The organism is Rhodocytophaga aerolata (assembly GCF_030503435.1).
Classification (GTDB): Bacteria; Bacteroidota; Bacteroidia; order Cytophagales; family 172606-1; genus Rhodocytophaga; species Rhodocytophaga aerolata.
Map to the genome: position 1 here is coordinate 35,655 of NZ_JAUKPO010000023.1, position 25,554 is coordinate 61,208.

26 protein-coding genes and 1 pseudogene are annotated in these 25,554 nt (G+C 41.7%); 10 read left to right on the plus strand and 17 right to left on the minus strand.

Translation table 11 applies throughout. The features are described from left to right. Positions 1-18 precede the first annotated feature (18 nt). The 4 genes from Q0590_RS26640 to Q0590_RS26655 all read right to left on the minus strand — a co-directional run bounded on the left by Q0590_RS26640 (position 19) and on the right by Q0590_RS26655 (position 3,360). Entirely contained in the window at positions 19-921 is a 903-nt protein-coding gene (locus Q0590_RS26640) for a phosphotransferase family protein (RefSeq protein WP_302040687.1), read from the minus strand. Between the two features lie 64 nt (positions 922-985). Further along, complete coding sequence (locus Q0590_RS26645; RefSeq protein WP_302040688.1) at positions 986-1,669, minus strand: response regulator transcription factor; 684 nt, start codon at positions 1,667-1,669, stop codon at positions 986-988. 68 nt (positions 1,670-1,737) lie between these two features. After that, positions 1,738-3,000: a cation:proton antiporter gene (locus tag Q0590_RS26650; RefSeq protein WP_302040689.1), complete on the minus strand. Its 1,263-nt coding sequence runs from the start codon at positions 2,998-3,000 to the stop codon at positions 1,738-1,740. An 84-nt stretch (positions 3,001-3,084) separates the two neighbouring features. Continuing rightward, positions 3,085-3,360, minus strand: coding sequence for a hypothetical protein (locus Q0590_RS26655; protein WP_302040690.1), 276 nt, complete (start codon positions 3,358-3,360; stop codon positions 3,085-3,087). 209 nt (positions 3,361-3,569) lie between these two features. Between Q0590_RS26655 and Q0590_RS26660 the strand changes: the two genes are divergently transcribed. Beyond that, positions 3,570-3,722, plus strand: coding sequence for a hypothetical protein (locus Q0590_RS26660; protein WP_302040691.1), 153 nt, complete (start codon positions 3,570-3,572; stop codon positions 3,720-3,722). A gap of 160 nt (positions 3,723-3,882) precedes the next feature. Here Q0590_RS26660 and Q0590_RS26665 read toward each other — a convergent pair whose 3' ends face one another. Beyond that, positions 3,883-4,023, minus strand: coding sequence for a hypothetical protein (locus Q0590_RS26665; RefSeq protein WP_302040692.1), 141 nt, complete (start codon positions 4,021-4,023; stop codon positions 3,883-3,885). A 137-nt stretch (positions 4,024-4,160) separates the two neighbouring features. Here Q0590_RS26665 and Q0590_RS26670 point away from each other — a divergent pair, with 137 nt between their 5' ends. Then, complete coding sequence (locus Q0590_RS26670; RefSeq protein ID WP_302040693.1) at positions 4,161-4,304, plus strand: universal stress protein; 144 nt, start codon at positions 4,161-4,163, stop codon at positions 4,302-4,304. Positions 4,305-5,435: 1,131 nt separating this feature from the next. Continuing rightward, complete coding sequence (locus Q0590_RS26675; RefSeq protein WP_302040694.1) at positions 5,436-5,861, plus strand: hypothetical protein; 426 nt, start codon at positions 5,436-5,438, stop codon at positions 5,859-5,861. A gap of 167 nt (positions 5,862-6,028) precedes the next feature. Here the strand turns inward: Q0590_RS26675 and Q0590_RS26680 are convergent, their stop codons facing one another. Continuing rightward, entirely contained in the window at positions 6,029-6,682 is a 654-nt protein-coding gene (locus Q0590_RS26680) for a response regulator transcription factor (RefSeq protein ID WP_302040695.1), read from the minus strand. Then, the gene (locus tag Q0590_RS26685) at positions 6,669-8,552 is read right to left on the minus strand and encodes a sensor histidine kinase (RefSeq protein ID WP_302040696.1); all 1,884 of its coding nucleotides are present in this window, start codon (positions 8,550-8,552) and stop codon (positions 6,669-6,671) included. The genes Q0590_RS26680 and Q0590_RS26685 overlap by 14 nt, the downstream gene beginning before the upstream one ends. Before the next feature lie 358 nt (positions 8,553-8,910). On the opposite strand from Q0590_RS26685, the gene Q0590_RS26690 reads away from it, so the two are divergent. From Q0590_RS26690 to Q0590_RS26710, 5 genes are all read left to right on the plus strand, one after another. Next, on the plus strand, positions 8,911-9,498 hold the full coding sequence (locus tag Q0590_RS26690) for a cupin domain-containing protein (RefSeq protein WP_302040697.1): 588 nt from the start codon (positions 8,911-8,913) through the stop codon (positions 9,496-9,498). A 56-nt stretch (positions 9,499-9,554) separates the two neighbouring features. Beyond that, positions 9,555-10,772 carry an FISUMP domain-containing protein gene (locus Q0590_RS26695; RefSeq protein ID WP_302040698.1) on the plus strand — a complete coding sequence of 406 codons (1,218 nt, stop codon included), beginning with the start codon at positions 9,555-9,557 and terminating at the stop codon, positions 10,770-10,772. Between the two features lie 196 nt (positions 10,773-10,968). Beyond that, positions 10,969-11,619, plus strand: a complete 651-nt coding sequence (locus Q0590_RS26700; protein WP_302040699.1) for an NADPH-dependent F420 reductase — start codon at positions 10,969-10,971, stop codon at positions 11,617-11,619. Positions 11,620-11,844: 225 nt separating this feature from the next. Next, on the plus strand, positions 11,845-12,084 hold the full coding sequence (locus tag Q0590_RS26705) for a hypothetical protein (protein WP_302040700.1): 240 nt from the start codon (positions 11,845-11,847) through the stop codon (positions 12,082-12,084). A 27-nt stretch (positions 12,085-12,111) separates the two neighbouring features. Continuing rightward, complete coding sequence (locus tag Q0590_RS26710; protein ID WP_302040701.1) at positions 12,112-13,554, plus strand: IS1182 family transposase; 1,443 nt, start codon at positions 12,112-12,114, stop codon at positions 13,552-13,554. Between the two features lie 129 nt (positions 13,555-13,683). Here the strand turns inward: Q0590_RS26710 and Q0590_RS26715 are convergent, their stop codons facing one another. The 3 genes from Q0590_RS26715 to Q0590_RS26725 form a co-directional block, all read right to left on the minus strand. After that, positions 13,684-14,229: a hypothetical protein gene (locus Q0590_RS26715; RefSeq protein WP_302040702.1), complete on the minus strand. Its 546-nt coding sequence runs from the start codon at positions 14,227-14,229 to the stop codon at positions 13,684-13,686. A gap of 104 nt (positions 14,230-14,333) precedes the next feature. After that, complete coding sequence (locus Q0590_RS26720) at positions 14,334-16,418, minus strand: T9SS type B sorting domain-containing protein (protein WP_302040703.1); 2,085 nt, start codon at positions 16,416-16,418, stop codon at positions 14,334-14,336. A gap of 80 nt (positions 16,419-16,498) precedes the next feature. Further along, complete coding sequence (locus Q0590_RS26725) at positions 16,499-17,488, minus strand: T9SS type A sorting domain-containing protein (protein WP_302040704.1); 990 nt, start codon at positions 17,486-17,488, stop codon at positions 16,499-16,501. 663 nt (positions 17,489-18,151) lie between these two features. Between Q0590_RS26725 and Q0590_RS26730 the strand changes: the two genes are divergently transcribed. Both Q0590_RS26730 and Q0590_RS26735 read left to right on the plus strand, forming a co-directional pair. After that, entirely contained in the window at positions 18,152-19,594 is a 1,443-nt protein-coding gene (locus tag Q0590_RS26730) for an IS1182 family transposase (RefSeq protein WP_302040705.1), read from the plus strand. A 169-nt stretch (positions 19,595-19,763) separates the two neighbouring features. Continuing rightward, positions 19,764-20,243, plus strand: coding sequence for an SRPBCC domain-containing protein (locus tag Q0590_RS26735; RefSeq protein ID WP_302040706.1), 480 nt, complete (start codon positions 19,764-19,766; stop codon positions 20,241-20,243). Between the two features lie 176 nt (positions 20,244-20,419). On the opposite strand, the gene Q0590_RS26740 is transcribed toward Q0590_RS26735, so the two are convergent. The 7 genes and pseudogenes from Q0590_RS26740 to Q0590_RS37785 all read right to left on the minus strand — a co-directional run. Beyond that, positions 20,420-21,538 (minus strand): alpha/beta hydrolase family protein, encoded by a 1,119-nt coding sequence (locus Q0590_RS26740; RefSeq protein WP_302040707.1) that lies wholly within the window; start codon positions 21,536-21,538, stop codon positions 20,420-20,422. 433 nt (positions 21,539-21,971) lie between these two features. Beyond that, on the minus strand, positions 21,972-22,385 hold the full coding sequence (locus Q0590_RS26745) for a hypothetical protein (protein WP_302040708.1): 414 nt from the start codon (positions 22,383-22,385) through the stop codon (positions 21,972-21,974). A 97-nt stretch (positions 22,386-22,482) separates the two neighbouring features. Next, complete coding sequence (locus Q0590_RS26750) at positions 22,483-22,728, minus strand: DUF4249 family protein (RefSeq protein WP_302040709.1); 246 nt, start codon at positions 22,726-22,728, stop codon at positions 22,483-22,485. Further along, positions 22,721-23,641 (minus strand): NAD(P)-dependent alcohol dehydrogenase, encoded by a 921-nt coding sequence (locus Q0590_RS26755; protein ID WP_302040710.1) that lies wholly within the window; start codon positions 23,639-23,641, stop codon positions 22,721-22,723. The genes Q0590_RS26750 and Q0590_RS26755 overlap by 8 nt, the downstream gene beginning before the upstream one ends. Before the next feature lie 354 nt (positions 23,642-23,995). Continuing rightward, positions 23,996-24,637, minus strand: a complete 642-nt coding sequence (locus Q0590_RS26760) for an alpha/beta hydrolase (protein WP_302040711.1) — start codon at positions 24,635-24,637, stop codon at positions 23,996-23,998. 22 nt (positions 24,638-24,659) lie between these two features. Further along, a complete protein-coding gene (locus Q0590_RS26765; protein WP_366970521.1) occupies positions 24,660-25,349 on the minus strand; it encodes a hypothetical protein in 690 nt (229 codons plus the stop codon). Between the two features lie 17 nt (positions 25,350-25,366). Then, positions 25,367-25,480 (minus strand): annotated as a pseudogene (locus Q0590_RS37785) (Crp/Fnr family transcriptional regulator); the annotation flags it as partial. Positions 25,481-25,554: the final 74 nt, after the last annotated feature.

Sequence of the window (25,554 nt, forward strand, 5' to 3'; positions counted from 1 at the left end):
TTTTGTAATTTAGGCATTTCATCTATCAAGTGTAAGTTCTGTAAACCAGAGCGAAAGCCTGTCTAGTAATTCCATTCGCCCATTTTTTATATACTCTGTTCTCAGATCATCTACTATCTCTAATAGGCTTATGGCCAGCATACGCCTTCGGCATAAGGTCTTGCCAGATAGCTTCTCGTAGGTGTTTACAATGATTTCAACATAGTGCGGATAGTCCTGAACGTACCTGGCAAATTCTCTGTGAACATCTCCAAAGTCTGAATCTCCAAAATCAATAATGCCGGCTAGTTTTCCTTCATTGAGTAAAATGTTCTCATGGTGGCTATCATTATGACACAGGCCAAAATGGGCCAATACTTTCGTTTCATGTTGTATCTTGTAAAGACGCTTGATTAGTTGCTTGTATGGTTGTGGAATACTTGCATCGTGTAAAAACAGCTTTACATCATCTTCCGTCTCTTTTTCTAAGGCTGCTTGCCATCTGTTTGTAACCTTTAATTCGCCTATCTCTTCCATAGTTAGGGCATTTCCCAATAGAGCATGGAATTTTCCTAAGTCTTCACAGAGCAAAATTTTTTCTTGTTGGGATAAAAAGCCCCAGGCACTTTTCATCATTTCCCCCTCAATATACTGATAGCCGTACATCTTGGGATTGTCAGCCACAAATATAAGTTGAGGCACCGGTAAAGAAGAACTTTTTTCGTTTAATTTCCGGATGATTCCAGCTTCTGTAAGCAGGTCATTGTGTTCCTCTTCCTCTTTTTCTGGTTTCTCTTGTTTGATCATATATATTTGATTGTCTTCCGATATGGCATACCAGGCATAATTACACATCCCTTCTCCTTTAAGAGAGAAACTGATAAGTCGTTTATTAAGCTTTTCCTCGATCACGTTTTTTACAATCGTTGAATCAATACGCATACCTACCAAACAGAATAATGATAACTTAAGAAACTTTAAAGGAATACTTTCTTGAATGAGTATATCATTTTTCTTTCAGCATATAGCCCATGCCTACTACGGTATGGATCAGCTTGGAAGCAAAGCCCCTGTCAATTTTATTGCGCAGGTAGTTTACATATACTTCAATAATATTGGTGCCGGTATCAAAATCTATTTCCCATACTTTTTCAGCAATATCGGTTTTAGAGACAACCTTGCCGCGGTTAAGCATAAAATATTCCAGCAGGGCAAACTCCCGGGCAGTCAGCTCAATTTCTTTTCCTGCCCGGCGGGCCACTTTTTCCTGCAGGTCCAGTTCCAGGTCAGCTAAGCGAAGCAGCGAGACAGCATGCCCGGGCTGTTTGTTGTTGTAGTTCAAATGTAGGGCCTTTAGCCGGGCAAACAACTCGCGAAACTCAAAGGGTTTGACCAGGTAATCGTATGCCCCTGAATCAAAGCCTGTAAGTTTATCATCGAGTGTACCCAGCGCCGTTAACATCAGGATGGGAACATTCACTCTTTCTCTGCGGATGATCCGGCACAACTCAAAACCATTTATATGAGGCAGGTTTACATCCAGGATGATCACATCGTAATAGTTGCCCAGGGCCATTTTTTTGCCGATCAGCCCGTCATAGGCTATGTCTACCTGGCAAGCCTGGCTTTCAAGCCCTTTTTTGATAAAGGAGGATACTTTGGGTTCATCCTCAACAAGCAGTATTTTCATAGTAGTAGCATCAAGATAATTACGGTAACTAGTTGCACTTTAATTATTTTATCCGGCCACATCGCCGTTTATGTTTTTGCTTCTACTTCTGGTTCTTCTTTCTTCTCGAGCAGTTTACCGATAGTTAGGCCCTGCACCAGGATAGAAAATAGCACGACCATGTAGGTGATAGCGATGATGAATTCTTTTTGAGCAGTTTCCGGTAGGGAAAGTGCCAGGGCAATAGAGATAGCGCCCCGGAGCCCGCCCCAGGTTAGGATGGTAATGGTTCGGTGGCTGAAACTGCGTTTAAAATTAAAAGCATAGATAGGGATAATAACACCGATATATCTGGAAATCAATACAACCAGAACCGCTACAACACCGGCAAGCAGATAATCCGGCCGGATCTCAATAATTAATAATTTGAATCCGACCAGCAGAAACAAGATGGCGTTGAGTATTTCGTCAAGTAAATGCCAGAACTTGCTGACAAATAAATTGGCTAGCAGAGGCGTATTTTCTCTTCTGCCTTCATAGCTGACAAAAAGACCCATTACCACCATAGTCAGAGGCACAGATACATGCAGCAACTGCGCCAGCCTGGTGCCCCCCATCACCATAGAGAGGGTAATAAGTATTTCTATCTCAAAATACTCATTCTCAACAGCAGAAAGCGCCTGATATCCTATATACCCTAGCAGCAGACCCAGTAGAATACCTCCTAAAACATCTTTGCTGAAAAGGGTTAAGGCTGTAAGGGGCGAAAAATTTTCTACCCCGGCAGAAGCAATACTGGCCACACATAGAAACAGCACTACGCCTATGCCATCATTAAAAAGCGATTCACCAGATATTCTAACCTGAAGCCTGCGGGAAATTCCTAGTTTTTTCACCATCGAGAGTACGGCCACAGGATCAGTCGGAGATATTAAAGCGCCAAATAGCAGGCAATAAATAAAATCGAGTGGAATAGTGAAGAGCTGCAGCAAATAATACAGCAAGACTCCGGTGATAACTGTCGAAAGCAGGGTGCTTACCGTAGCTAAGGTAAGAATAGACCAGCGCTCCCGGATCAGACTTCGCAGATTGACGCTGATGGCACCCGCAAATAAAAGAAAACTTAACATAAAATTAAGCAGTGCCTGAGAGAAATTAAACTCCACTACTATTGCTTGTGCCTGCCTGGTAACAGCCGGAACAAACTTGCCTGTCAGAATAAGCATAAACGAAGTCAGCAAGGCAAGAATGGTCAGACCAATGGTAGCAGGTAATTTTAAATACCTGTTATTAAGGTAGATAAAGGCAACCGACAGGCTAATCAGGATACAAATAATATCTAATATACTCATAAACGGACAATATGCAGGTTAGCTCTATGAAATTGCCCGGCAAATTTGGTAAAACAAACAGGCTAGTTGTTGCCGGACACTAAATTATTCTACATGAGTGATGCATGGAATAGGGATTACCTGCCCTCCTTTGATGATAATATAATTGCTTGTAACCGCCCAAAGAGTGGTTTCAATAACCTTACTGCCTTGCTGGGTTTCAAAATAGATTTTACTCTTTACTTTATATAAGTTGCCTAACAGGACTGCCCGCTCAAGTTTAGTGTGCCGCAGGGTAATAGCCTGCGCATCAGAAAGCACCTCCTGCTTGCTGAATTGCTGAAAAGAGACCATTTCTTTTTCTAAATAAGTAGTATTCATAGGGTTAAATGAATTTAATGATGCAACATGGTACTGCCTGTGTACTGAAAGATTTTTCCTGCAGATGAGAAAATTTATTGGCCAAGATAAAGTGGTTAGATTAAAAGAGTCTTAATATGAGATTAGAAAAGGCTTAGAATTGATTTTTTCGCGGAAATTTCTAAGCCTTTTCTAATCTGGTTTTAATCTCCTTTTAAGGTTGTACGTGTATGTTTGTAGGGAAAGAAATTCAGGTAGTTAATACCCCCCCCTTACTCCCTATGGTAGATTTGATAGATCTCCGCTGGTGGCTGCGTATCCGGGCTACTGATGCGACAGTTACCTTTTTCCTGTTCCTTGACCACTCGTTGGGCCTGCACTAGTTGCTGCAGATATTCTCAACCATAATGCCCTTTATTTACCAGCTAGTAGTTAGCTGGGGAAGGGTCATGCCTAAGCCTGATGACATACTGACAGCAGCCTAGGCCGCTCTATAAGTTTAGTTCACCTATGCAATAATAGATGTGCAGTCATTGTAGCGCTTTAAACCAAGGTATCCTTACCAGCTATCCGGGTAACAACCAGCCTAAAACCTACTTTATCTACAACTATTCGTTCAGGCCTTTGTTTGAAGTCGCATAAAAATATTGGCTCTTCCTGCGCCTCTCCTTTAGAAGAGGTCATTTGGTTGGTCGGGGGAGGAAGAGCCATATAATAACCTGTTCCGAAAAATTAATAGTGAGCAAAACTTATTCTGTGTTTTGCCTTGGCAGGCTTGATCTTCTATCTTTCAGTTCTTGGCTAACTATTCCTGAAACAGTATGAAAACGATCGTAGTCCCCACTGATTTTTCAAAAGCAGCCGACTTTGCTTTGCAAGTAGCGGTGGCTATGGCACAAAAAACGAGTGCCCAGATAGTACTCGAACATATAATCCAAACAGGGTCTTGTCCTAATATAAATTGACAAAAACCTCCCTTTGGGATAACTCAATAAAATATGGATTGTAAAACTATACTCTGTTAATTCTCCACTTTTAAGTGGAAAGCTTAGTTTATGGTCCTTACTGATACTATTTATTGTTACCTTTTAGCCTTATATACTAAAGAAATGCTCTAATATGGATGAATTACACTAAAAAGGTATATATTTGAGAATATATACCTTTTTATCAAGTGATGTATTATTGAATGAAAAGCTTCTTGTTCTGCTTGTATGATAATCATATATACTAAAATAGTAGGTTTTCTACTACTTATCGTAGTAGCCTTTATCTGGCTGCTCTATGCTCTTGGACAGGTTCCTTCTGGTAACCCTTCTTTTTTCAGGAGAATCTAGGGAGAACTTTATGGGCTAGCCTTTTGCCTATCCTTTCCTCTTTATTCCTTTGGCAGGTGTTGCAAGGGCGCGCTTCTTTCATTATCTGTTTTATATCCCATCGAATGACGAGAGAGGGCAAAAAGAAAGAAAAATTTCCATTAAGATGTATGGGAGAATTTTTTTCCGCCTTACATCTTAAAAGTAATTACTGGAATAAAGGGGTAATAGCATTCACTCAAATCCCCGCATTACTAAAGCTATCATTCCAAATTTTGGCTTGAGGCCTTTTACTCCTACCGAAGAAATGCAATATAACGCGGGAAAACTTCTGCAAACAGTAAATTGTCAGCTAAGACGACCTTAATAAAGATTGTGAACGACATCTATATAAATAAACAAAATGCATTCTAGCGTTGCGTTTTTAGTTAGTTTAAGAGTAAAAAAATCCTAAATGGACTTGCTACAAAATAGTGAACAGTAGAATAAACATCAATGATAAGCTTGTCTAAAACTTAAATTGTAGTTACCCTAAAAGGTAGTTAAATTAACTTCCCCTTTGAGGTAACTATTGGCCTTGTAATAAGTTCAGGATGTTTTTTTTCTTTTGTAGCCCCTCCTAAAAACTTTCCAGTAAACTGTTACAATGTCATGTCCTTGTTTTAAAGAGAATTATTGGTAGGGTTCTAAGAAAGGTTCATACACAGCCTAATTCTTGCAGAAGCAGATTCTTTACCTTACCTTGGAATAGATAAACTCACATTTGGTCCACCTCAAGCTATGACCACTCAGCTTCTATTCAGCTATAAGAAGATAATATATACGCTCCTAGTTTGCTTACTGAGCAGCTTTCCTTCTTTTTCCCAACCGTCTACACATGCATCATCAGATAGTATATTAATTACCATTTTCTTAAAGCATCAACAAGATAAAAGTCTGGATTCACTTCGAAAAATACAACAACAAAACAAGTTTTTAGAACGTTTTCCCCCTAAGTCAGCCAGGGTCGTTTCCTGGTATGTGATGATGGGAATTGGCCAGGTAGTCACGGTTAAGATCCCTGCTGCTCAGTTGCGCACCCTGAATCTGTCTATAGAACAAGGGGCTTGGGGCGCATTCGCAACTGAATTTTATCCAACCTATGATTTTATACCTGTTTGGCAAGAAGAACTTAGCAAACAAAAAAAAGACGGGACAAGAAAATGAAGAAGGGATAATAGAGCAGCTAATGGCCAACACTTTTTAAGATGACATATCCGCTTTAAGGAGTTATAATAATTGGGGGGTTATTTTAACACCGTTATTTGGAAACATGAACAGAAATATAGTGTCGGCGGCAGGTTCCTGCTAATGGCAGCAACCTGGCCCAATGTTCAGGTATCAGGCGTACTTACATGCTCAATAGCAAAGCGAAGCAGGCTGTTCTTGCCGGTTAGGTTAAGCTTTTTAGAGATGTTCATGCGGTGGTTGAATACTGTCTTTTCACTAATGAAAAGTTCATCGGCAATTTCCCTGCTTGATTTATACATAGAAATCTTCTGCAGGATTTGCCTCTCTGATGAAGTCAGCAGACTGAGCTTATCGTCTGGCACAGGCTTGATTGTTTTGGCAGGTTTCCTAAGCAGGTAAGCCGACATTTCGGGGCTTATATAATTACCCCCCTGCACCACTGCATAAATGGCATTTACTACATCTGTTACAGCATTTTCCTTTAACACATATCCGGCTATACCAATTTCCAGTGCCTTCATAAAGGGTGCCCTTTCTTTGTGCATGGTCAGCAGCAATATGGGCAGCTGCGGCTGAAATTCAAGCATTTTTTGAGCTGCTTCCAACCCATTCATACGCGGCATATCTATATCAAGTACGGCCACATCTATTCTATTGGTCTTGAGGGCAAATACAGCTTCCTGTCCATTTACCGCCTGCATCACTACCTTACACTCTTCTTCCGTTTCAATTACCTCTTTCAGGCCTTTGAGGAAAATCGGATGATCATCTGCAATAAGGATATTAAGCGTTTGCATATTTTACGGAAAGTGGGATAGAAATATGAATGATGGTACCCTGTGGAACAGCCTCTTTGATAAGCCAGTTACCAGCCAATATATTAATCCGCTCCTGTATGCCCAGCAGACCAAAGCCAGTCTTTTTTTGAGCAGCAGCGGCAGAGGAGGACATGCCCCGGCCATTATCTTCTATTTTGAGCTGCACCACCTGCTCGTTCCTGCTTAGTGAGAGCCGTGCCTGGCTGGCACCTGAATGCTTTACAATATTACTGAGGCATTCCTGCACAATCCGGTAAAGATTTATTTCATCCTCTTTTGGAAAAAGACCGTCAATATTATCTGCCTCAACGCAAATATGAATTCCACTTGCTTGGGCCACCTCCTCTACAAGGCTCTGCACAGATGCTGTAAGGCCCAGCATATCAAGCTGAAAAGGCCGCAGGGCATAGGATATGGCCCTGATTTCATTAATGGTATGGGTTACGCTCTCAGTCAGATCCTGCGCATGCTGCTCCACCTTATGGGGTTCATGGGTGCGCTTTCGAAGCAAGAGCACCTTGTTTTTTATCAGGATCAGGCTCTGGCCTATGCTATCGTGCAGTTCGGCAGCAATTCGTTTGCGCTCGTATTCCTGCGACTGAATAAGCTGCTGAGAAAAAGCATTCGCTTGTTTGATTGCCAGTTCCTGCGCCTCATCTTTTTCCCTCTTGTAGTAGTTAAATTTGCTAGCCAGTGCAAAAGAAAGTACCAGCGCCTCAGTTACAGAACCCCACTGCATGGCACCTTCTGTAAAAGAATTCTCCGGTAGCAGATTATTGTCTTTTAGCGCATAAATGAAAGTGCCTGTTCCCATAGCTCCATAAGCGATGGTCAGGTAGAGAGCGGGTTTAAAGCCTTTGCGCCAGGCACTTATGCCTGTGATGTATATATAAATAAAACCAGGGATAAGGGTAAGTAGCATCCAGACAAAACTAAGCACATATAGCCTAAGCATACTAAGGAAAAAAATGATTATAACAGAGGCAAAAATAGCATATGACCAGCGGTAAAGAGCAGGCATTTGCCTTTTCACCCCTAAAAAGGAATTGCTGAATGCTACGCCAAAGAAAATGGTTAAGCCCGAAAATATACGGTTGTTTACCAGCCACATGAAAGATTCCGGCAGCCACTCCCCAATATAGCCCCTGATACTGGCAATATCTAGGGCGAGGCACAGGATGTATAAAATATATAATAGGTATGATTTGTCTCTAAGGGAGAGATATACAAACAGATTTAAGATAACAAGCGAGAACATGAGCCCAAAATACATTCCGTTGGCCAGATCATAAGGATGATTCCTTTCATAAAGGGCAGGCATGGTAGAAATCTGCAGGGGAAAGCGTAAAATATTCCTGCTCTGGAAGCGCAGATAATACATTTTCTCAGAACCTAGTGCTATATGGAGTGGTATAATAATGCGGTTGGTTTGTATGCTCCGGTCTTTAAAAGGCTCTCCAGTACCAGTTTTAATCCTTCTATATTCCCCATTTGCGGTTTGCTCATACAACTCGGCCTGGTTCAGGTAAGAATTTCCCACCTCAAGGTACCATTTATTCTCTTTGCTCTTGTTTTGCAGCCTGAAAGCACACCATACGGTAGAGGAGGAGGGACCAAATACAGGATTTTCCTGCTTGCTCATCCGAAAGGCTGTATCTAAATCTAATACCTGTCCAAAGGAAAGTTCCCCACCGGCATCTTCCAGCAATGCTACTTTGCCGCCAATAGAATAGCGCTCTGCTCCATTCTGTAGAGTGATGACCGGAATAATGTCAGCATAGCATATTTGTCCTCTAAAAAACATCAGCACTATAAGGGCCACTAAAAAAAAGAATCTGCCTGTTCTCACTTCATAAATTTAAAGAATCTGCTATTATCCCATATTAATAAACATCAAAATTTTTTGTTAGCCGGCAGTAAGCGGAGATTTAACTTATTCCCCTGGTTCATGGGCTTTAGTATTGCCCGCTACGGACAAACAAGTAAAGGCAGGTCTTTACCCCCTTCCTCATCTACAACACATTTAGTCTCTCAATGCTTTTTTGCGGTTAAAATATGGGTAGTACTACCTATAAAAATGAGCAGTAGGTCCTATTTCCCTGAGGCCTACTACCATCTACCTTTGTCATATAAAACAAGCGCAAAAAGCCGGCATCTTCGGGTAATTGAACCAGATGAACATTCATTTAAATACAAATAACTAAAAAATGGTTCGTAAAGGCGACATCATCTATAATCCTTCCGGCCGGCAAACGGTCACGTTTATCCGGACTGCTCAAGATACGCAAGGCCTTTTGCTGCAGACAGATATAACTATTGCGCCAGGAGGGAAACTGCTACATTCTTATATGCATGTGCACCCGAAGCAAACCGAAATTATCACTGTAAAATCGGGTGTGTTAGTGGCTACAGTAAACGGAAAAAAAGAGATATATAAGGTGGGAGATGTCATCACTATTCCGCCAGGCGTAGCGCATAAGCTGGAAATTTTTGGTGTGGCTGAAGAGCTTCATTTCATATGTGAAATGAAGCCTGCCCTGTGTACGGAAATTTTATATGAAACTATATTGGCCCTCCCGCAATACGGCCTGCAGGGGAAAGGTCATTGGATATCCCTGCTTCAGGTGTCCTTAACATTAAACAAGTACAAAAACCATTTCTATCTCACTGCCTATCCTATATGGCTGCAAAAGCTAACCTTCTTTTTGCTCTCTCCGCTGGCGCTATTAACAGGTTACAAAGCCCAATTGAGCTACAGAAAAGAACACAAACAGGGTATGGTATTATGGCAGTGACAATGAACTTCTGGAACAATTCCTAATCTGAAAACAACCAATCAAATTGAATAAACATGAATAATCTTTTTTCAAAAACAGTGCTTTATGTATGCTTTGCACTCAGTATGTTGAGCTGTGAAGAGAAGGAGGCGGAACTGGAAATTCCGGGCGAAAACAACAGTGGTGGAATTGAAACGCCTGTATCTGCCATACCCCAAGAATATACCGGAACCTGGTATGCTGAACATAACCAAGGCCCCCTAAGTAAAAACTGGGAGGAGAAAACCTTTCAGGGCGAACAAGGGTGGAAAGAATTCAGAACGCTGGTAATTACCAGAGACGGAAAAAATGCGGTGGAATACACCACCAAAATTATGAACGTTCTCGATGAGGTAAAGCAGTACAGCTACAAAATATCAGGTACGCTTACCTATCACTCAAGCCCTTCTACCATTACCTTTCATGCGCAAAGGGGTAAAATGAGGGTTTTCATCAATAAATATGCTGGCTATAAGGAATCAGATATTAGTCTGAAAGACCTTGAAAACTATAAAACTGTTCTAGCCCATGCCCAGGCAACTACCTATACCACTTCGCAAAACTTCCTGACGGCTAAAAGACTCGACGGTGGCATGGAGATTTCTGCTCGTTACCTGAAAGCAGACGGTAGTTCGGGCATACCCGGTGATGGAGGAAATGCTAATCCCTATTCTGTTCCTCCGGCTTCGGGCACCTACGTGCAGATGGGTAACCATTATTATCCAACCGTAAAAATTGGTAAGCTGGAATGGATGTCGGTGAATTATGCCGGCCCCGGGGGTATAAAAAATACCGAGAAGCCTCAGTATGGTACCTTCTTGAAGCATGCTGACCTTGAGCAGTTACAGATACCTGCAGGCTGGCGAATTCCTACGAAGAAAGATTTTCTGGATTTGCTTGACTCGCAGGGTATTGAGTTCAATGAGGTGTGGGGTACAACCGATGGATCGGACCTTGAATCCAAAAAGCGACTTGGCTACCTGATGGCTACTACCGGATGGCTGAAAAGGGACGGGTTTGCCAACAATAGGTCTGGATTCAATGCAGTACCTGGCAACTTAATGGTAAGCAACGGAAACCCGCACGGAGAGGGTACAAACTGCCTGCTATGGACTTCGGAGATAGATGAGGAAGGAAATCCGGTTTCATTCAGGCTTATACAGCTGCCGTCCGATACCTATGCTTCTTTTGGCGCTTCGGTAACCGGGTTTAATCCGCCACATATTCCGCTACGGCTGGTAAAAGACCTTTAGCAGGTAAAGACGCATCACCATAAGAAAATCAATTTTTCCTGCTCCTTCCTATCCAAAATCTGTAAGGAGTAGGAATATCCTCCTGATTTAAAGGAAGAGTTATCCAGTACAGGTTAATTACCTTTGCTATTATTTAATCGGGCGGTCTTTTCAAGAGTATGTGCATAAAGAATCTAACTACTAATCTTATTTAAAAGTGAAAATAGCAATCATTGGCACCGGCCGCATGGGCAAAGCCCTGCTGAAAACCTTCTATAAGTCTTATCCCGATAGCATCCTCTTTAGCAGCCGCAGCAAGCAAAAGGCGCAGGAAGTACTTGAGGAACTGGCCCTCAACCTGGAGGTAGTACCCCTGGAAGAGGCACTGAAAGCAGACATTATTATTCCAACCCTCTGGTTCAGGGATTTACTCCCCTGGCTACAAGAAAACAAAGAAGGGTTGAAAGGCAAGATATTAATTGATATTACCAACCCATTCAATGCTACCTTTGATGACTTCACAACAGCTTATGATACCTCCTCGGCAGAAGAGGTACAGAAGATAGTTCCGCAAAGCAATGTGGTTGGCGCTTTTAAGAATACCTATTGGGTTGTTTTTGATGAACCTGTTTTGCAGGGTTTGAAAAGTGATATATATGTAACTTCTGATGACGACGATGCACGCCGGAAAGTAATGGAATTACTAAATTCTCTGCCATTCCGGGTATTGGATGCAGGTATGCTGAAGAATAACCGCTACATTGAGCGCATGACGCTTCTCTCGCGCGAGCTCTCCTTAAAAGCTGGTAATTACCCCCGCATTTCTTTTAATCTATGGGGCCTGGATCATGAAGGGCTTCAAACTTAGATCGCCAAAGCATTTTAATGTCTATCCAGGTTGTGTCCACTAAATAGTGTACAAGGGCAAATCAGGCCATACAATTAAGGAGCTACCCATCAGAAGATAATCAATGGGAGCAGACAACTCATCTGTCTGCTAATAGTAAATGAAAACCAATCGGTAAACCAGCAAACACTCTCTTGCGGGTGCTTGCCGCTCCGCCGTTCTTTCTCATTCCTTAATCAATATATAATGACATCATTTATCAAACCGTTTGCAGAAAAACAATCATCGGCAGACACTGACTCACCGAAGCTACTATCCATATTCACTTCCCTTAATACATTACCTTTCAAAAGCCTCCTCGTATGGATAGCTCTCCTATTCATTATCTCAGCCTGTAAAAAAGACGATGTAATAAAACCCAATCCCGAGCCACAGGCAAAGGTAACGGCAAATGCCCGTGGCTGTTGCACAACTATTTGTTTTTAGTTTGTGGAATGAGCGGTAAATTTAGGAATGGTAGGCAAAAGAACATATCCATCCAAAACTTGCCCTTCAGTTGTAATCGAAACTTATGTTCCTAAGAACAACTTCTATCGCCAAATTAAGCAGCTACTGAAGTTAGACTTTCTCTATCAAGCAGTAGCCCCTTATTATGGCAAATGTGGGCAGAAGTCAGTAGATCCAGTAGTATTTTTCAAACTACAACTGGTAGCACACTTTGAAAATATTTGTTCTGAACGCGCTCTTATTAAAAAAAGTCAGTTGCGCTTAGACATTCTTTACTTCTTAGATTACCATTTAGGCGAGCCATTACCTTGTCACAGTACCCTATCCCGTACACGTAAGCGATTACCGGCTGCTGTGTTTAATGCTTGTTTTCAAGCTATACTCGCTCAATGTGTAGAAGCAGGCATGGTCAGTGGTCACACGCAAGCGGTAGATGCCGCCTTTGTTGAGGCAAATGCCTCACTTGATACATTTAAACGCAAAGCCATCTTGACATGGCAACTACTTAAGGGAGAATCTAAACAAATTGACCCTGCTAACCTTTCAGAGCTAAAATCTCCTTTCACGGCTTTAGAAAAGATAGATAAGCCAATAAAGAAAGGAAGAAATAACACCACTCATCAAAGTCTTACGGACGCTGATGCACGCATCAATCATAAACCCGGAAAGCCTTGCCGCCTATATTACTTATCCACGATTGCTGTAGATACCTATTGCCATGTGATTACCCACATCCAAGCAGATTATGCTGATGAACGGGATTCCAAACACCTGCTACCTATTGTAGACAAGTTATCGAGTAAACTTGGGCAATATAGCCTGCCTCTTCAATACATATTAGCAGATGGAGGCTTTAGCTCTGGTGAAAACTATGCATTTTTAGAGGCTAGAAAAATCAAAGGCTTCATTCCGCTACACGGTAGCTACCATCCGGTAAGAGAAGGATTTACTTATGATCCAACACAAAATGCCTATGCGTGCCGCAATGAAAAGTTGCTCTATTACCATGGCATCAAAATGGACAAGGGCTTTGCTAACCATTACTATCATGCCAGAGTGAAAGATTGTGGCTTGTGCCCCTTTAAAAAGGACTGCTGTGGCAACAAAAGACGACAAAGCCTAATTTTTAGTGTTTACCGCCGCTATCATCAACTTATGCATGAACGGGTAGAAAGCAATGAAGGTAAAAGCCTGAAGAGACGAAGGATGGCCACGGTAGAACCTGTTTTTGGCAGCTTACTTAATTACTATGGTATGAAAAGAGCCAACACAAAGGGAAAGCAAGCTGCTCATAAAATGATGATCATGGCTGCCTGTGCATATAATCTGCAAAAACTCGTCAGTTATATACCTCATCCAAATAATAAAGCTCTAGTTCTTCCTCTTCAGCAGGTTCTTGTATTTTATTTTACCATATTATGCGTTGTGCAACAGCCACGCCCCTTTTGATTAACTAAAAATAAGGCAGCCGCCTCTTGATTCAAGTATATTTTTCTTCTCGACTTTTGCCTAAAAAGAGAGCCCGACATACCCCAATCACCATTTATTACTGATAGAAACAGAGGAAAAAATAAGGCCTTACTGCTTTGCTGGCAAATATATCTGAAAACCCACCACCAAGTTCAGCCGGTTAAGGATCGTTTCTCCACTTACATACGTCCGGAAAGTGCCATAACTCAGTAACGCCTCCAAACCTACTTGTTGGGTAATAAAATACACAGCCCCTGCTCCGCCACGGATATCCCAGGTATTGTACGACTGTTGCAGTTTGTCCTGCTGAAACGTATAGGTATTCCAGGTGTGACGATACCCTACCTCGGCCGTCAGAAAATAACGCAGGGTAGTTTGGCCCAGATAAAACCTGGCAAACGGAGACAGTCCCAGCGAAACAAAGTCTGTGCGGCTGTCTGTAGAAAAACTAGCCGGAATACCGCTGCCCAGAGCCAGATTATCTTTTACAAAGAAGCCAACATCTGGAAATATGCTGATACTAAACGGATCATAAAATTGTATACTTCCGCTTCCGCCAAGCAGTTTGCTGCCTTTCTCTGTTTGTCCAAAGCAGGATAGCGGAAACAGTAAAAATGCATATAAGAACAAGTATGCGTGATTTTGTTTTATCATAAGGGATACGAATAAATATAAAAATTAAAAACAGGTAGTTGGGTAGCCAGACAGGCGATTGAAACTCTTTGGGGGCAGCTATGCGCCTAAAGCAATTAGACACGCTATCGGAGCAAGGTAACGCTACCCCGGATTTGTAGCGGCTGCCCGCGGCAATCCTGTGTGGATATATAGTAAAAGTACAAACCTGCTGGAGCTTCCTGCTTCTGTATGCGGCCATCCCAATACTCAAAAGCATTCGTAGAGGAAAACACTTCCTTGCCCCACCGGTTGACAATCTGTATCCGGTAACCGGGAGAATTAATGACATAATTGACAAAGGTATCGTTTACGCCATCGCCATTGGGGGTAAATACATTGGTGGTAAAGCTGCCTACCTCTTCGCTGATAAATACCAGGTTGGCTGTGTCTACTGCCGCACTGCACCTGTTTTGTATCTCCACCCAGTATTTACCAGGCTTATTTACCTCAATGCTGCGGGTACGCTCGCCGGTATTCCACAAATAAGCGGCTCCGGGGTTGCCTGCATCCAGTAACGCGAAGTTGCCATCGCAGACAATGGTATCATCGGGCAGGTAAGCAGTAGCCTGTGGGGTAATATGTAGGTAAATACTATCAGTACGGGTGCGGCAAGGGTTAGAAGCCGTTACTTTGTACCATCCGCTGCTATCTGCCTGAACAGAAGGCGTAGCAGGACCATGCGCCCATTGTAGGGTGGTACCTGCATAGGTGGGAACCGTAATTTCTACCGGCACTTCATCATAACAGCGGGTAAGGGTATCCTGGGCAAAATGAATAAGCGGATCTGCAAATAGGTATACCTGCTTACTGGTAACAGCCGACTCGCCGCAGGCATTGGTGGCCTTTAGGGTAACTGTATAGGTGCCCGGTTTACTGAAAACATGGCTAGCTTGTTGAAACATAGCCGTGTTGCTGTCTTCTGAATCCGGATCGCCGAAATCCCATTGCCAGCTTACATCTGTATCCGTAGCAGAACCCGAGAAAGTCACTTCCCCCTCCATACAGGCATTGCTTACGGTAATATCGCTGCTTAGCTGATAAAGATGAAAGTAGCTTTGGATAAAATTTGGCAGTCCTAGGTTAGAACTTCCACTTCCAAGGTTAAAAGAATTTGCTTTAAAATCACACCTGGCTCCTACACCATTAGGATTATTGATAACACTTATAACTCCTTTTTTTGTGGAGGTAGCACAATATATTTTGTCATCGGGGCCAAGTTGTAAGGCCCAGATAGAGTTAGTTACTAAATTCCCTACTTCTATCGGCTTTGGGCTTGGATCAGCTAAATTATACTGAAATATTTTTACATCATTGGTAGCATAGAGTTTGGTATTATCCCGGGAAAACTCCACGCCATATAGGTTTAATATTCCATCTTCAAGGGTTGGCATATCTAGTCTTCTGGCATTTGAGATACTACCTGTCTGGTGATCAAAATCAAACAATTCAAGAGAACCTTCGAAGGAAGTACCGTCAATTATGCACGCTAACCGTTTTCCATCCGGCGATATTTTTAATTGCCCTATTGCTCTATCTACATTACCCTGATGAGGCAAACCTGTTTTAGAAATAACCGGAGTGGTATTTACCCCTGCGGTAGAAACTTTGTATACATAATATTCATCGGACCCAAAAGGGTGAGTAATAACCCATACGCCACAATCCGAACTCCGCACAGCCGTTAACTTTTCTGTGGTAGTAGGATGCAGCAAAATATTTTTCTCTGTTACTGCCTGCCGCTTGATATTAACTACTGAATAACGAAGTCCCCGGTTGGTAAGTGCATCTTCCCTTTCAAAAGCATCAGTAGTGAATATGTAATAAATAGAATCGTTGCCGGGCTGGGGTACAATTAAAGCAGCCTGGGTAGATGTTACACTACTAAAAAGCCCGTCCCCATCTGTGAGAACAGTATGATTCTGGCTCCATACGGTTCGCCCGTCCGTATAGAGAAGCAGGTTTCCGTTTTTATCACAAATAGTGGCACATCCCTCAAATTGTGCCATGACGCTGCCTAGCGCCGGAGTGGGAGGAGAAGTGTTAAAATCAATCCCTGCTTTATTGCCAAAATACCATACATTGGCCTGTTTTTGAGTATAGGCGCTTTGAAAAGAAAAACAGAAGAATATCAACAGTGGGAAAGTATATAGTAAATCACGGTACTTCATATGTATACTATCGATAGTCAGCCTATCTGAAGGCATGGAAATTTCCCTTCAGATAGGTTGATAAATATAATACAGCCTGTTTATTTTTTCACTTGTAGCTTTTTCTTTATAATAGCCTCGCCTACATAGAGGTGCAGATAGTACTCGCCCGCAGGCAGTTTATTTACCTTAAAGGCGGCTTTCTCTTTCTTGGGCTCTATTTTCTCCAGTGTGCGGGCGTATTTATCAAGTAAAGACACCGAACTGACCTCAACCGAATCGGGCCACTCCACGGTTACTTCCTCTGTACTAGCCGGATTGGGAAAAACCGTTACATCTTCTTCTGCTAGCATAAATGAGCCGGGGCAACTGTAACCCTTAAAGAAGTTCTGGCTAAGGGTTGTCGTTTGCCCGCAGGAATTGGTAACCGTTACCCCTACATTCAGATAAGAGAAGTTAGAGGTAGTGGTTACATCTACAAAACTTGTCCCGATGTAATAACTGGTATAATTTCCGCTTACTGTCCAGTTAGACGTGCTGCGGGCTGTAGGCGCATCTACCCGGATGGTATAGGTAGTACTGGGGCACATATAGGTATCGGTAGTAGAAAAACCTTGTTTATATATCCGGATGCTACTAGCTGGTATTGGAGAAGTTTCTTTAGTGATAGTCCTGCTTGTAGTCGAATTAAACCCGCAACCTCCGTTGGGAGTAACACTGATCGTAGCTTGCCCGGCAGTTCCAGAGGCACTCACAGTTATAGATGTACTGGTAGTGTTAACTGTAGTTAGTCCCTGTGAACTTAACCCATTATTAAATGTCCAGGTATAAGAGGTGGCTCCGGCTACGGCTGCAATACTGTATGTGTTGGTGGCTCCTACACAAATACCTGCAAAGCCGCTAATGGAAGGTACCCGCAATTGCGGCCGGATAGTTACATATTTGGTAGTACTTCCACTAGTACCATTTGAGCAATAATAGGATGCTGTAATGGAGCCCGAAGTAGCTCCGATATTCCAGATAACATTTGCTACTGTCCCATTACTAGAGCTAATCGTGCCTCCGGTAATACTCCACCCGAACCCGCACACGTAGGACCACTGGCACTTGAGACAAACGTATAGCTATAAGTCGTTCCTGGGCAGGGATTGCTTTCGCCTGTAACAGACTGGGCAAAAGTTTGAACAGCAGTTATTAGCACAACAAGGGTGCTTACTGTAAATAATTTGCAAATGACTCTTTGAGTTATTGCATTAGAATAAAGTTGATTCATAAAATGTTTGAACTAAAAGTGGATAGTTTATATTTTTTGTGCTTTCTCTAGGAGAAAGGCAATACCTTCAAAGGCAACCCATTACGTATAGGAAGCTTTACATCATGAATTATGGGGCTAATCAAGTTACCAATAGTGGAAATAGATTGCTTAAAAGAGCTCTACGTTAAGCAAAATAGTAAAGAAGGTAAGAATAGAGGTTAATATAGGTGTAATAGATGTAATTGTCAATACCCATTTCCAGGTATTTTATAGTCAGGATTTACATGGGTGGTCTCGTCTGGCTGTGAGTTAACAAAAACCGATAATAAGTATATTGTTACCACTGAAAGGGACGAAGAAGGGAGATATATATATGGGCTTAGAAGTTATAAGTTGCATTCTTTCCCCTTTCCCCTACTTTTCTTTAGTATCAAGAAAGGGGGGTGGGTGTTGCACAACTATTGCTTTTGACTTTGAGCGGTGAGAAGTACCTTTATGAATGGTAGGCAAAAGAAAAATCACCCAAAGTTGCCTTTCACAGGCAATAGAAGATTATATTCCCAAAAACAATTTCTACCGACGCTTAAAGTCGTTGCTAGACTTAACTTTCTTATATAAGGCCGTAGCCCCTTATTATGGTAAGTGTGGGCAGAAGTCTGTAGATCCGGTTGTATTTTTCAAGTTACATTTGGTTGCACACTTTGAAAATCAGTGTTCTGAGCGGGCCCTTATTAGAAACAGCCAGTTGAGGGTAGATATTTTATACTTTCTTGATTATAACGTAGGCGAACGCCTGCCTTATCATAGCACCTTATCCCGCACACGCAAACGTTTACCTGAAGAAGTGTTTGAAAGCTGCTTTCAATATATTCTTTCAGCTTGTGTTGAAGCAGGAATGGTTAGAGGACATACCCAAGTAATGGATGCAGCTTTTGTCGAAGCTAATGCTTCTACAGATAGCTTGAAGCGAAAAGCGCTGTTGGAATGGCAATTGGTTAAGGGTGAAGCCGAACAAGTCACGCCTGACGAACTGTTAGGACAAGATGCCGCTTTCACCGCTTTGGAAAAGACAGACAAGCCAAAAAGTTGTCCAAGAAACAATCGCAGTCATATCAGTATGAGTGATGGGGATGCAAAGCTCTCCGAAAAGAGGGGCAAACCTTCCCGTTTGTACTACCTGTCCAGTATGGCTGTAGATACTCATCGCCATGTGATTACCCATATACAAGCGGATATGGCAGATGAACGAGACTCTAAACACTTAGTGGCAATAGTAGGAAAGCTGTCTAGTAAACTCAAACACTATGGCCTGCCTCTTCAATATTTATTAGCAGATGGAGGCTTTGGCTCAGGGGAAAACTACGCATTTCTAGAAGCTAACAAGATTAAAGGTTTCATTGCTTTACCGGGTAGTTATCATCCGGTCAGAGATGGCTTTCGCTATGATACTACAGAGAATGCTTATGTGTGCGGCAATGAAAAGTTGCTTTATTACCATGGCATTAGAATGGAAAGTGGCTTTGCTACTCATTACTATCATGCCCGGGTAAAGGATTGTAAAGAGTGTCCGCTAAAAAAAGCATGCTGTGGCAATAAAAGGCGGCAAAGCCTCACTTTCAGTGTCTACCGTCACTATCACCAACGCATGCAGGAGCGGGTAGAAAGTAAAGAAGGTAAAAAAATGATAGGACGAAGGATGTCTACCGTAGAACCTGTTTTTGGTAGCTTACTCAATTACTATGGCATGAAGAGAAGCAATGCAAAAGGAAAAAGAGCCGCTCACAAAATGATGCTCATGGCAGCCACCGCTTACAACCTACAGAAACTGCTCTCTTACTCTGTTCAGCCTAAATCCAATGTTCAAATCCTTACCCTAAAGCAGGCAAATACCCTTTATTTTGTACTCCGCTACGTTGTGCAACACCCAGGGGGTATTCTGTAAACCCGGCAACTTATATGATAATAGTAAACTACTGTTGCATGTGCTGCATTTTATGTATATTACATATGCATCTATTGTTTTACATGCGCTATTGCTTACACCAGGTTATGCTTACACCAGGTTAGTTGATTGAAAAAATGAATAAAGACACACGCTAGGTTAGACAAACATGGCAAGCTCAATCCCCTTACCACCTCTTGGTAAAGCTAGGACAGTCAAAGGCGTATTTAGCCGGGAAACGTCTATTAGGATAACAATTCAAGCGGCACCCTCGGTGATCTGGGCCTTATTGACCAATGCTTCCGGCTTTCCAAGGTGGAATTCTACGGTTCTTTCCCTAGAAGGAGAAATTAAATTAGGAGAGCACATAAAGCTTACCTCAATACTTGCTCCTAAACGAAGTTTTAAATTGAAAGTGTCCGAAATGGAGCCAGAAAAACGATTAGTCTGGGAAGATGCCCAAGGAAGAAGGGTGTATACACTAACGCTAATGGAGCAGGGAACCGTGCTTTTCTCGATGGTAGAAAAAATAGGAGGCTTGCTCTTTCCCCTCTATGCCAACTATATTCCTTCCTTCGACAAGACCTTTGAACAATTTGCTGCCGACTTAAAGAAGCAAGCGGAAGCTACTGCTCATAACAATCAGTAAGCAAAGTTGGGTAGTAACATTATTTACCCCTTTCTGTTAACTCACTTTTATAAATAGCTCTTAACTTGTTGCCCACTTTTTCGAGGGAATTCCGCCTTATACTTATCTGATAGTTCTACACAGTCAAATAATATAGTGGTTACAACACTGTATGCACCGTGGTATAGAAAGAAGTTTTAATCAGTTGGCTTTCGAATAATGCCTTGATACCGTTGAGCAACTGAATCTAAATCAGACCGTTTATTGTTGAGAGCACCATAAAAGAAAGCATGTAAAATATCCACTGTTGCATGATGAGTCCTTGCTGGAATATTACCAATATTTAAAAAGCGGCTTACAAGCAACCGGGCAGGTAACGCTAGCAGAAGAGGGGCATCCGTAAAACTATAATGGTCTGCTTCAAGAATCTCATACCGGTGTCCTCCGCCAAAATGACTGAATAACTGTTGATTTCCGTTTTCGTATCTCAGGAAACGCTCACTTCCATCTTTTTTACTTTCTACTAACAGGAAGGGGTGTGCACCATTTGGTTCAGGTAACTCGCCATATAAAGTGCCATCAATATTAACTGCCGCATTAATTCGCGAATCATACGCCATAGCAACTGCAGCAGAGGCGCCACCCAACGAATGACCTGCAATAGCAATACGGTTTGAGTCAAGAGATGATAAAAATTTGTCGGGAAATCCTGGATAGCCTAATTGATTTATTACAAACTTTACATCTGCCACCCGTATGTCGAGGCGGGCTTTCATAAACTTGAGCAGGTCACGATCATCCTTTAAGGGTACTTCCACTGTAGTTACAATCTTTCCATCTGCAAGTTGTGTAATCATAGCCTCATAGGGATGATCAATGGCTAAAACAACATACCCATGACTGGCAAGCCCGGCGACAAGGCTTGTATAAAACGCACGTGATGCGCCGTTACCTGTCAGAAAAATGATAACCGGCCACTTCTCTTGCAGGGTAGATATGGGTGCATTCAATATTGCGTGGGTATCCACCTGGTTATAGCGATCAAATATCCAACTTGGTAGTATTCCAATTTTCTCTGGAAAATTACCCATTCCATCCAAGTAATTTGATTGATAGCCTTTCGTATCTTCCTCCCTTGGATACCAGGCCTGCACTATAACATTTCTCTTGTCGTCTGCATCTGGGGTTATGTACTCAGGGCGGTCAAAGTCGATCCACCGAAAAATTCTAGTACCTACTTTATAATTACCTTGCGGAGCCGTCAATTTCGGGATGGGCAGAAAAATAGTCCAGGGAATTATGGAGACAATCACCATACACACTAAAGTGAACTGCAGAAGTCTCTTTACTATTTTTCTATTGTTTTCTTTAAAGAGAATTGGCATCATTACCATTACCAATATCAGTAAATAGCTCGGCAGGTAATGCCAGTAATATCCTTCAGTTAAAAGTTGTACAAGCGATAAGAGTATAATCAAACCAATACCAGGTCTTATCATACCAATACTCCGCCTGGGTGCTAAGATTAAACATAAAGCTAATGTTATTATTCCTGTTAACAGAATTACATCTATACTTTTCACTTAAATAGTTTAACTTTGATAAAGAGGCATGATAGATAGGCAAAATTTCACGCTGCGAAAATCTGAATAAGCAGAAATTTGAATAATCTATTTCTCTGTGTTGTTATCAACTTAATTAATTTTCAAGAAACTGACATGTGAATCATACATCCAGGTTGATCTATACTTAGGTTTTCTGACAATCCCATACGTAAAAAATATAGGCAGGTGAAGTAATTACTACCATACCAGAGCCATCTGCCACTCCCGGGGTATATGAGACCAATGTTCCTCCGGCAAAGACTTTGATCCTGACTGTTTGCCCTGCTGTACCTCCGGTGGCCCCTATGGAAATGGCCATGCTAGGCACGGAAGGAGTATAGGTTATATTTTTATTCCAGGGTAAAGAGGTAATGGATTCGACAGTACCACCGCCACTGGCGTTAATATAAGTAGCACTCAGCGTACTTGCGAAACTTCCGCTTACCTCAAATTTTATGCCACGGCTTTTAGCTGGCTTTGGGTCATCTTTACTGCAGGCGAGTACAAAGAAAGAGATAGCGAAAATAGAAAGTGCTTTAAGCGTTTTTGTAAAGTTCATATGATTTATTTTAGCGATGATTAAGCGTACAGTTTAGTGTCACAGACATCTTCAGTACTTTTATTTTAGTATAGTTAATGACCAGCAAATGCGCTCATCATTGGAAATAACCCAATGCATAATTCTCCAGGTTACTCCCTTTGATGATGTTGCCTTTCACCTTCGTTGGTGATGGCTCAAAAGCACTGCCTCCATTTGAATTTGCCAAAAGTATCCTTCTGTAGTTATGATAGGTCTGGCAAATGCCATAAAGTGTAAAGTTCATCAATACAAAACTTCCTGTAAGCCCTGAACCCGCTTTTTTGTTAAACGCCTGTTGGTGGCTGGTGTGCTTTTTATTCACTAATTCTGATAACAACATTTCCTTTTTTTCTTCCCCTGTCCACGTAACTGTGTGCATCTACTATGTTCTCCATTGAAAAGGTCTTATCAATTACGGCTTTGAGGTTGCCATTCTCAAAAAGCTCCTTAATTAATGCTAACTGGTTTTTAGACTCGGAAGCATATTCTGTTCCACTCACCGTTTTGTAAATACCTCCGTTTACTAAAAGTTTTTTACATTGTTTTTTTGTTGTTTTCCCAACCGCATCAAAGATGATATCGAATTTATTTGTATGTGAAGTAAAATCTGCTTTGTCATATAAAATGATATCTGACACACCTAAATCCTTTATTAACTGACTACCGGCTGAGCTACAAACCACACTGATTTGTGCGCCATAATATGTACATATTTGTGTGGCTGCTACACCCACCGAACCGGTGGCACCAATAATCAGGATTTTTGGGTTTGGCTTTGCGGCTATCTTTGCTTTTTCCAAAAAATAAATGGCCGTTTGTCCGCCAAAAATGATAGCGGCAGCCTCTTCATAAGTAGCATTTTCGGGCATTTTAATCACGTTACTGTTTTGATGAATAGCAATATATTCTGCATAGGTACCAAAATTAAAACCAGTCATACCAAATACCTTGTCTCCCATGTTGAATCTTGATACATTATTTCCCACACGCTCAACAAGCCCGGAAAAAACAGTACCTAATATGGGTTTTCTTGGCTTTGAAAATCCTAAAACCAATCGCATTAAGACCTTCATGAATCCCTTTACTGCAAGCCCTCTTACCCTGACATCACCTGAGTTTACAGCCGTTGCGAAAACTTTAACCAATATTTGGTTTTCATTAGGTTCAGGTTTGGCAACTTCCTGAATTTGCAAAACTTCTGGCGAACCATATTTTGTACAAATTACTGCTTTCATAGACTGACTTATTTTGCCTGTAATCATTGCGTTTCTGCTTACATCTTGTATTGCACTAAACTTTCAGCATGCACTAAACAATGGAGGAATGTTCTTTTTTAATTCCTATTCCACAGTCTATAATTGAACCCTTGTTTCAGATAGAAAGGAATGAAAGGAGCTGTTGTAAAATCTTGTGTTGTCACCCTGCCAAGATTAAGTGTTAAGTCAGCTTTTTTAAGAGAATAGCCCGCTTGTAGGCCAAAGTAAAAATTACCCCTAGTGTTAGTTCGTAACATCCATCCACTACAGAGAGTATGGAAAACTGAGCATTTATGACAATAGGGAGCTTTGTGTTCAGCTTATAGCCATAGCCTATCCCATAATGACGCCAAATAGTCTAAACCGAAACAGGCATTTATCATGTGCTTCGCTGAATAATCCAAATGCCTGTGATTTGCCCACATACTTCAGCACCTCTTTCCATTGTAAGCCTACGGGTTCAGCCAAAATCAATCCGTCAAAATCATCGGGATATTTACCTGCATACCTGGTTCCAAGCATCGAGCCCCATAATTGTGTTAGTAACCCTACTTTTTGTGTAGGATGGGTTCTGTATCGGTTAATGAAACCTTTCAGCTCATTATAAAAGGCTTTTTCAACCGCATTAACGCCATGGTTGAGATACCATTGTTTCGGGAATCTTTCAGAAAGCCCTGAACCTCTTTGGCCATAAAAAACAACTCTGTAGCCTTTGTCTGCCAGACTTTTGCAGTTGAGCATATAGCGGAAGTTTGCCCCGGGTCCGCCATCAATACATACTATCAGCGTACCATCTGCTGGTCCAAATGCCTGTGCATGAAATGTACCATTTATAGTAATGGATAGAAGCATTGGGTATTCTATCACTGTTTTTGGCACCAGAATACCGGGTTGGGTAATCAGTTTTTCCTTGTCACAAGAGAATAAGCAAAAACTAACGCAAAGGATAGCAATTGATTTGTGCAATAATTTCATACATAAATTTGATTTTTAATGATTAGAAGTTATACCCAACATGCAGTCCCGGTTCAGGTGTCCATTTTGGCCACTTGTCATCTTTTTGTTTAAAACCATCAGGCATTTGGGTGAAATAAGGACGGCCGGCAACACCAAGAGATGGTTCTACAAAAAACCTATCCTTAAAGAGTTTAACGTGATAGCCAGCTCGGTAAGTGTTGAAGATAATGAACCCATTACCCACCTTATTACCGTTTTCATTCTTAAATGTTTGCCACATAGGCATTACATGTACTGCTACGTAAAGACCTTTCCAAAAATACCTTTGATACGCAAGGCCAAAACCATATTCTCTGATATACCCAGGATATTTCTCTTCAGGGGTTCCGTATGCCTTATTATAAAAAGGGTTAATGCCAAGTGGCCAGGCATGTTTCCAGGTGATTAGTTCGAGAGACATTACATCTTTACCTGTAATCCGATAGCCTACATTGAGTTGAGCGAAGCCGGGGGTATTTACGCGATCTAAATTACCTAACAAAAACAAAGTACTACCAACGAACCACCGTTTGTACGTGGTGTCTGTTTTTGCATATTGTGCTTTGAGTTGGAGCGTGCTTGTCATCAGTATGACAAAACCAATGAGTAAAATTTTCTTTTGCATTTGTTTTTTATTTGATGTAAAACGATGTGGCAAAGATGGATTGGCAATAGCCTTAGCATCTTTCACTTAAGTTAAGAAATGATTTACGCTTTGCTTTTTTCCAAAATTCTTGCTCGTAGTCTGCTTAATGATTGTGGTTTTATACTTAAAAAACTTGCTAATAGGTGCTGAGGCACACGTTGAACAAAGTTCAGTCTTATAGGGTTTTAGTAAAGTTCCTGCGAAGCACAAATGCTTTATAGAAGCACTTCAGCCACCACGAAGGCTTAGA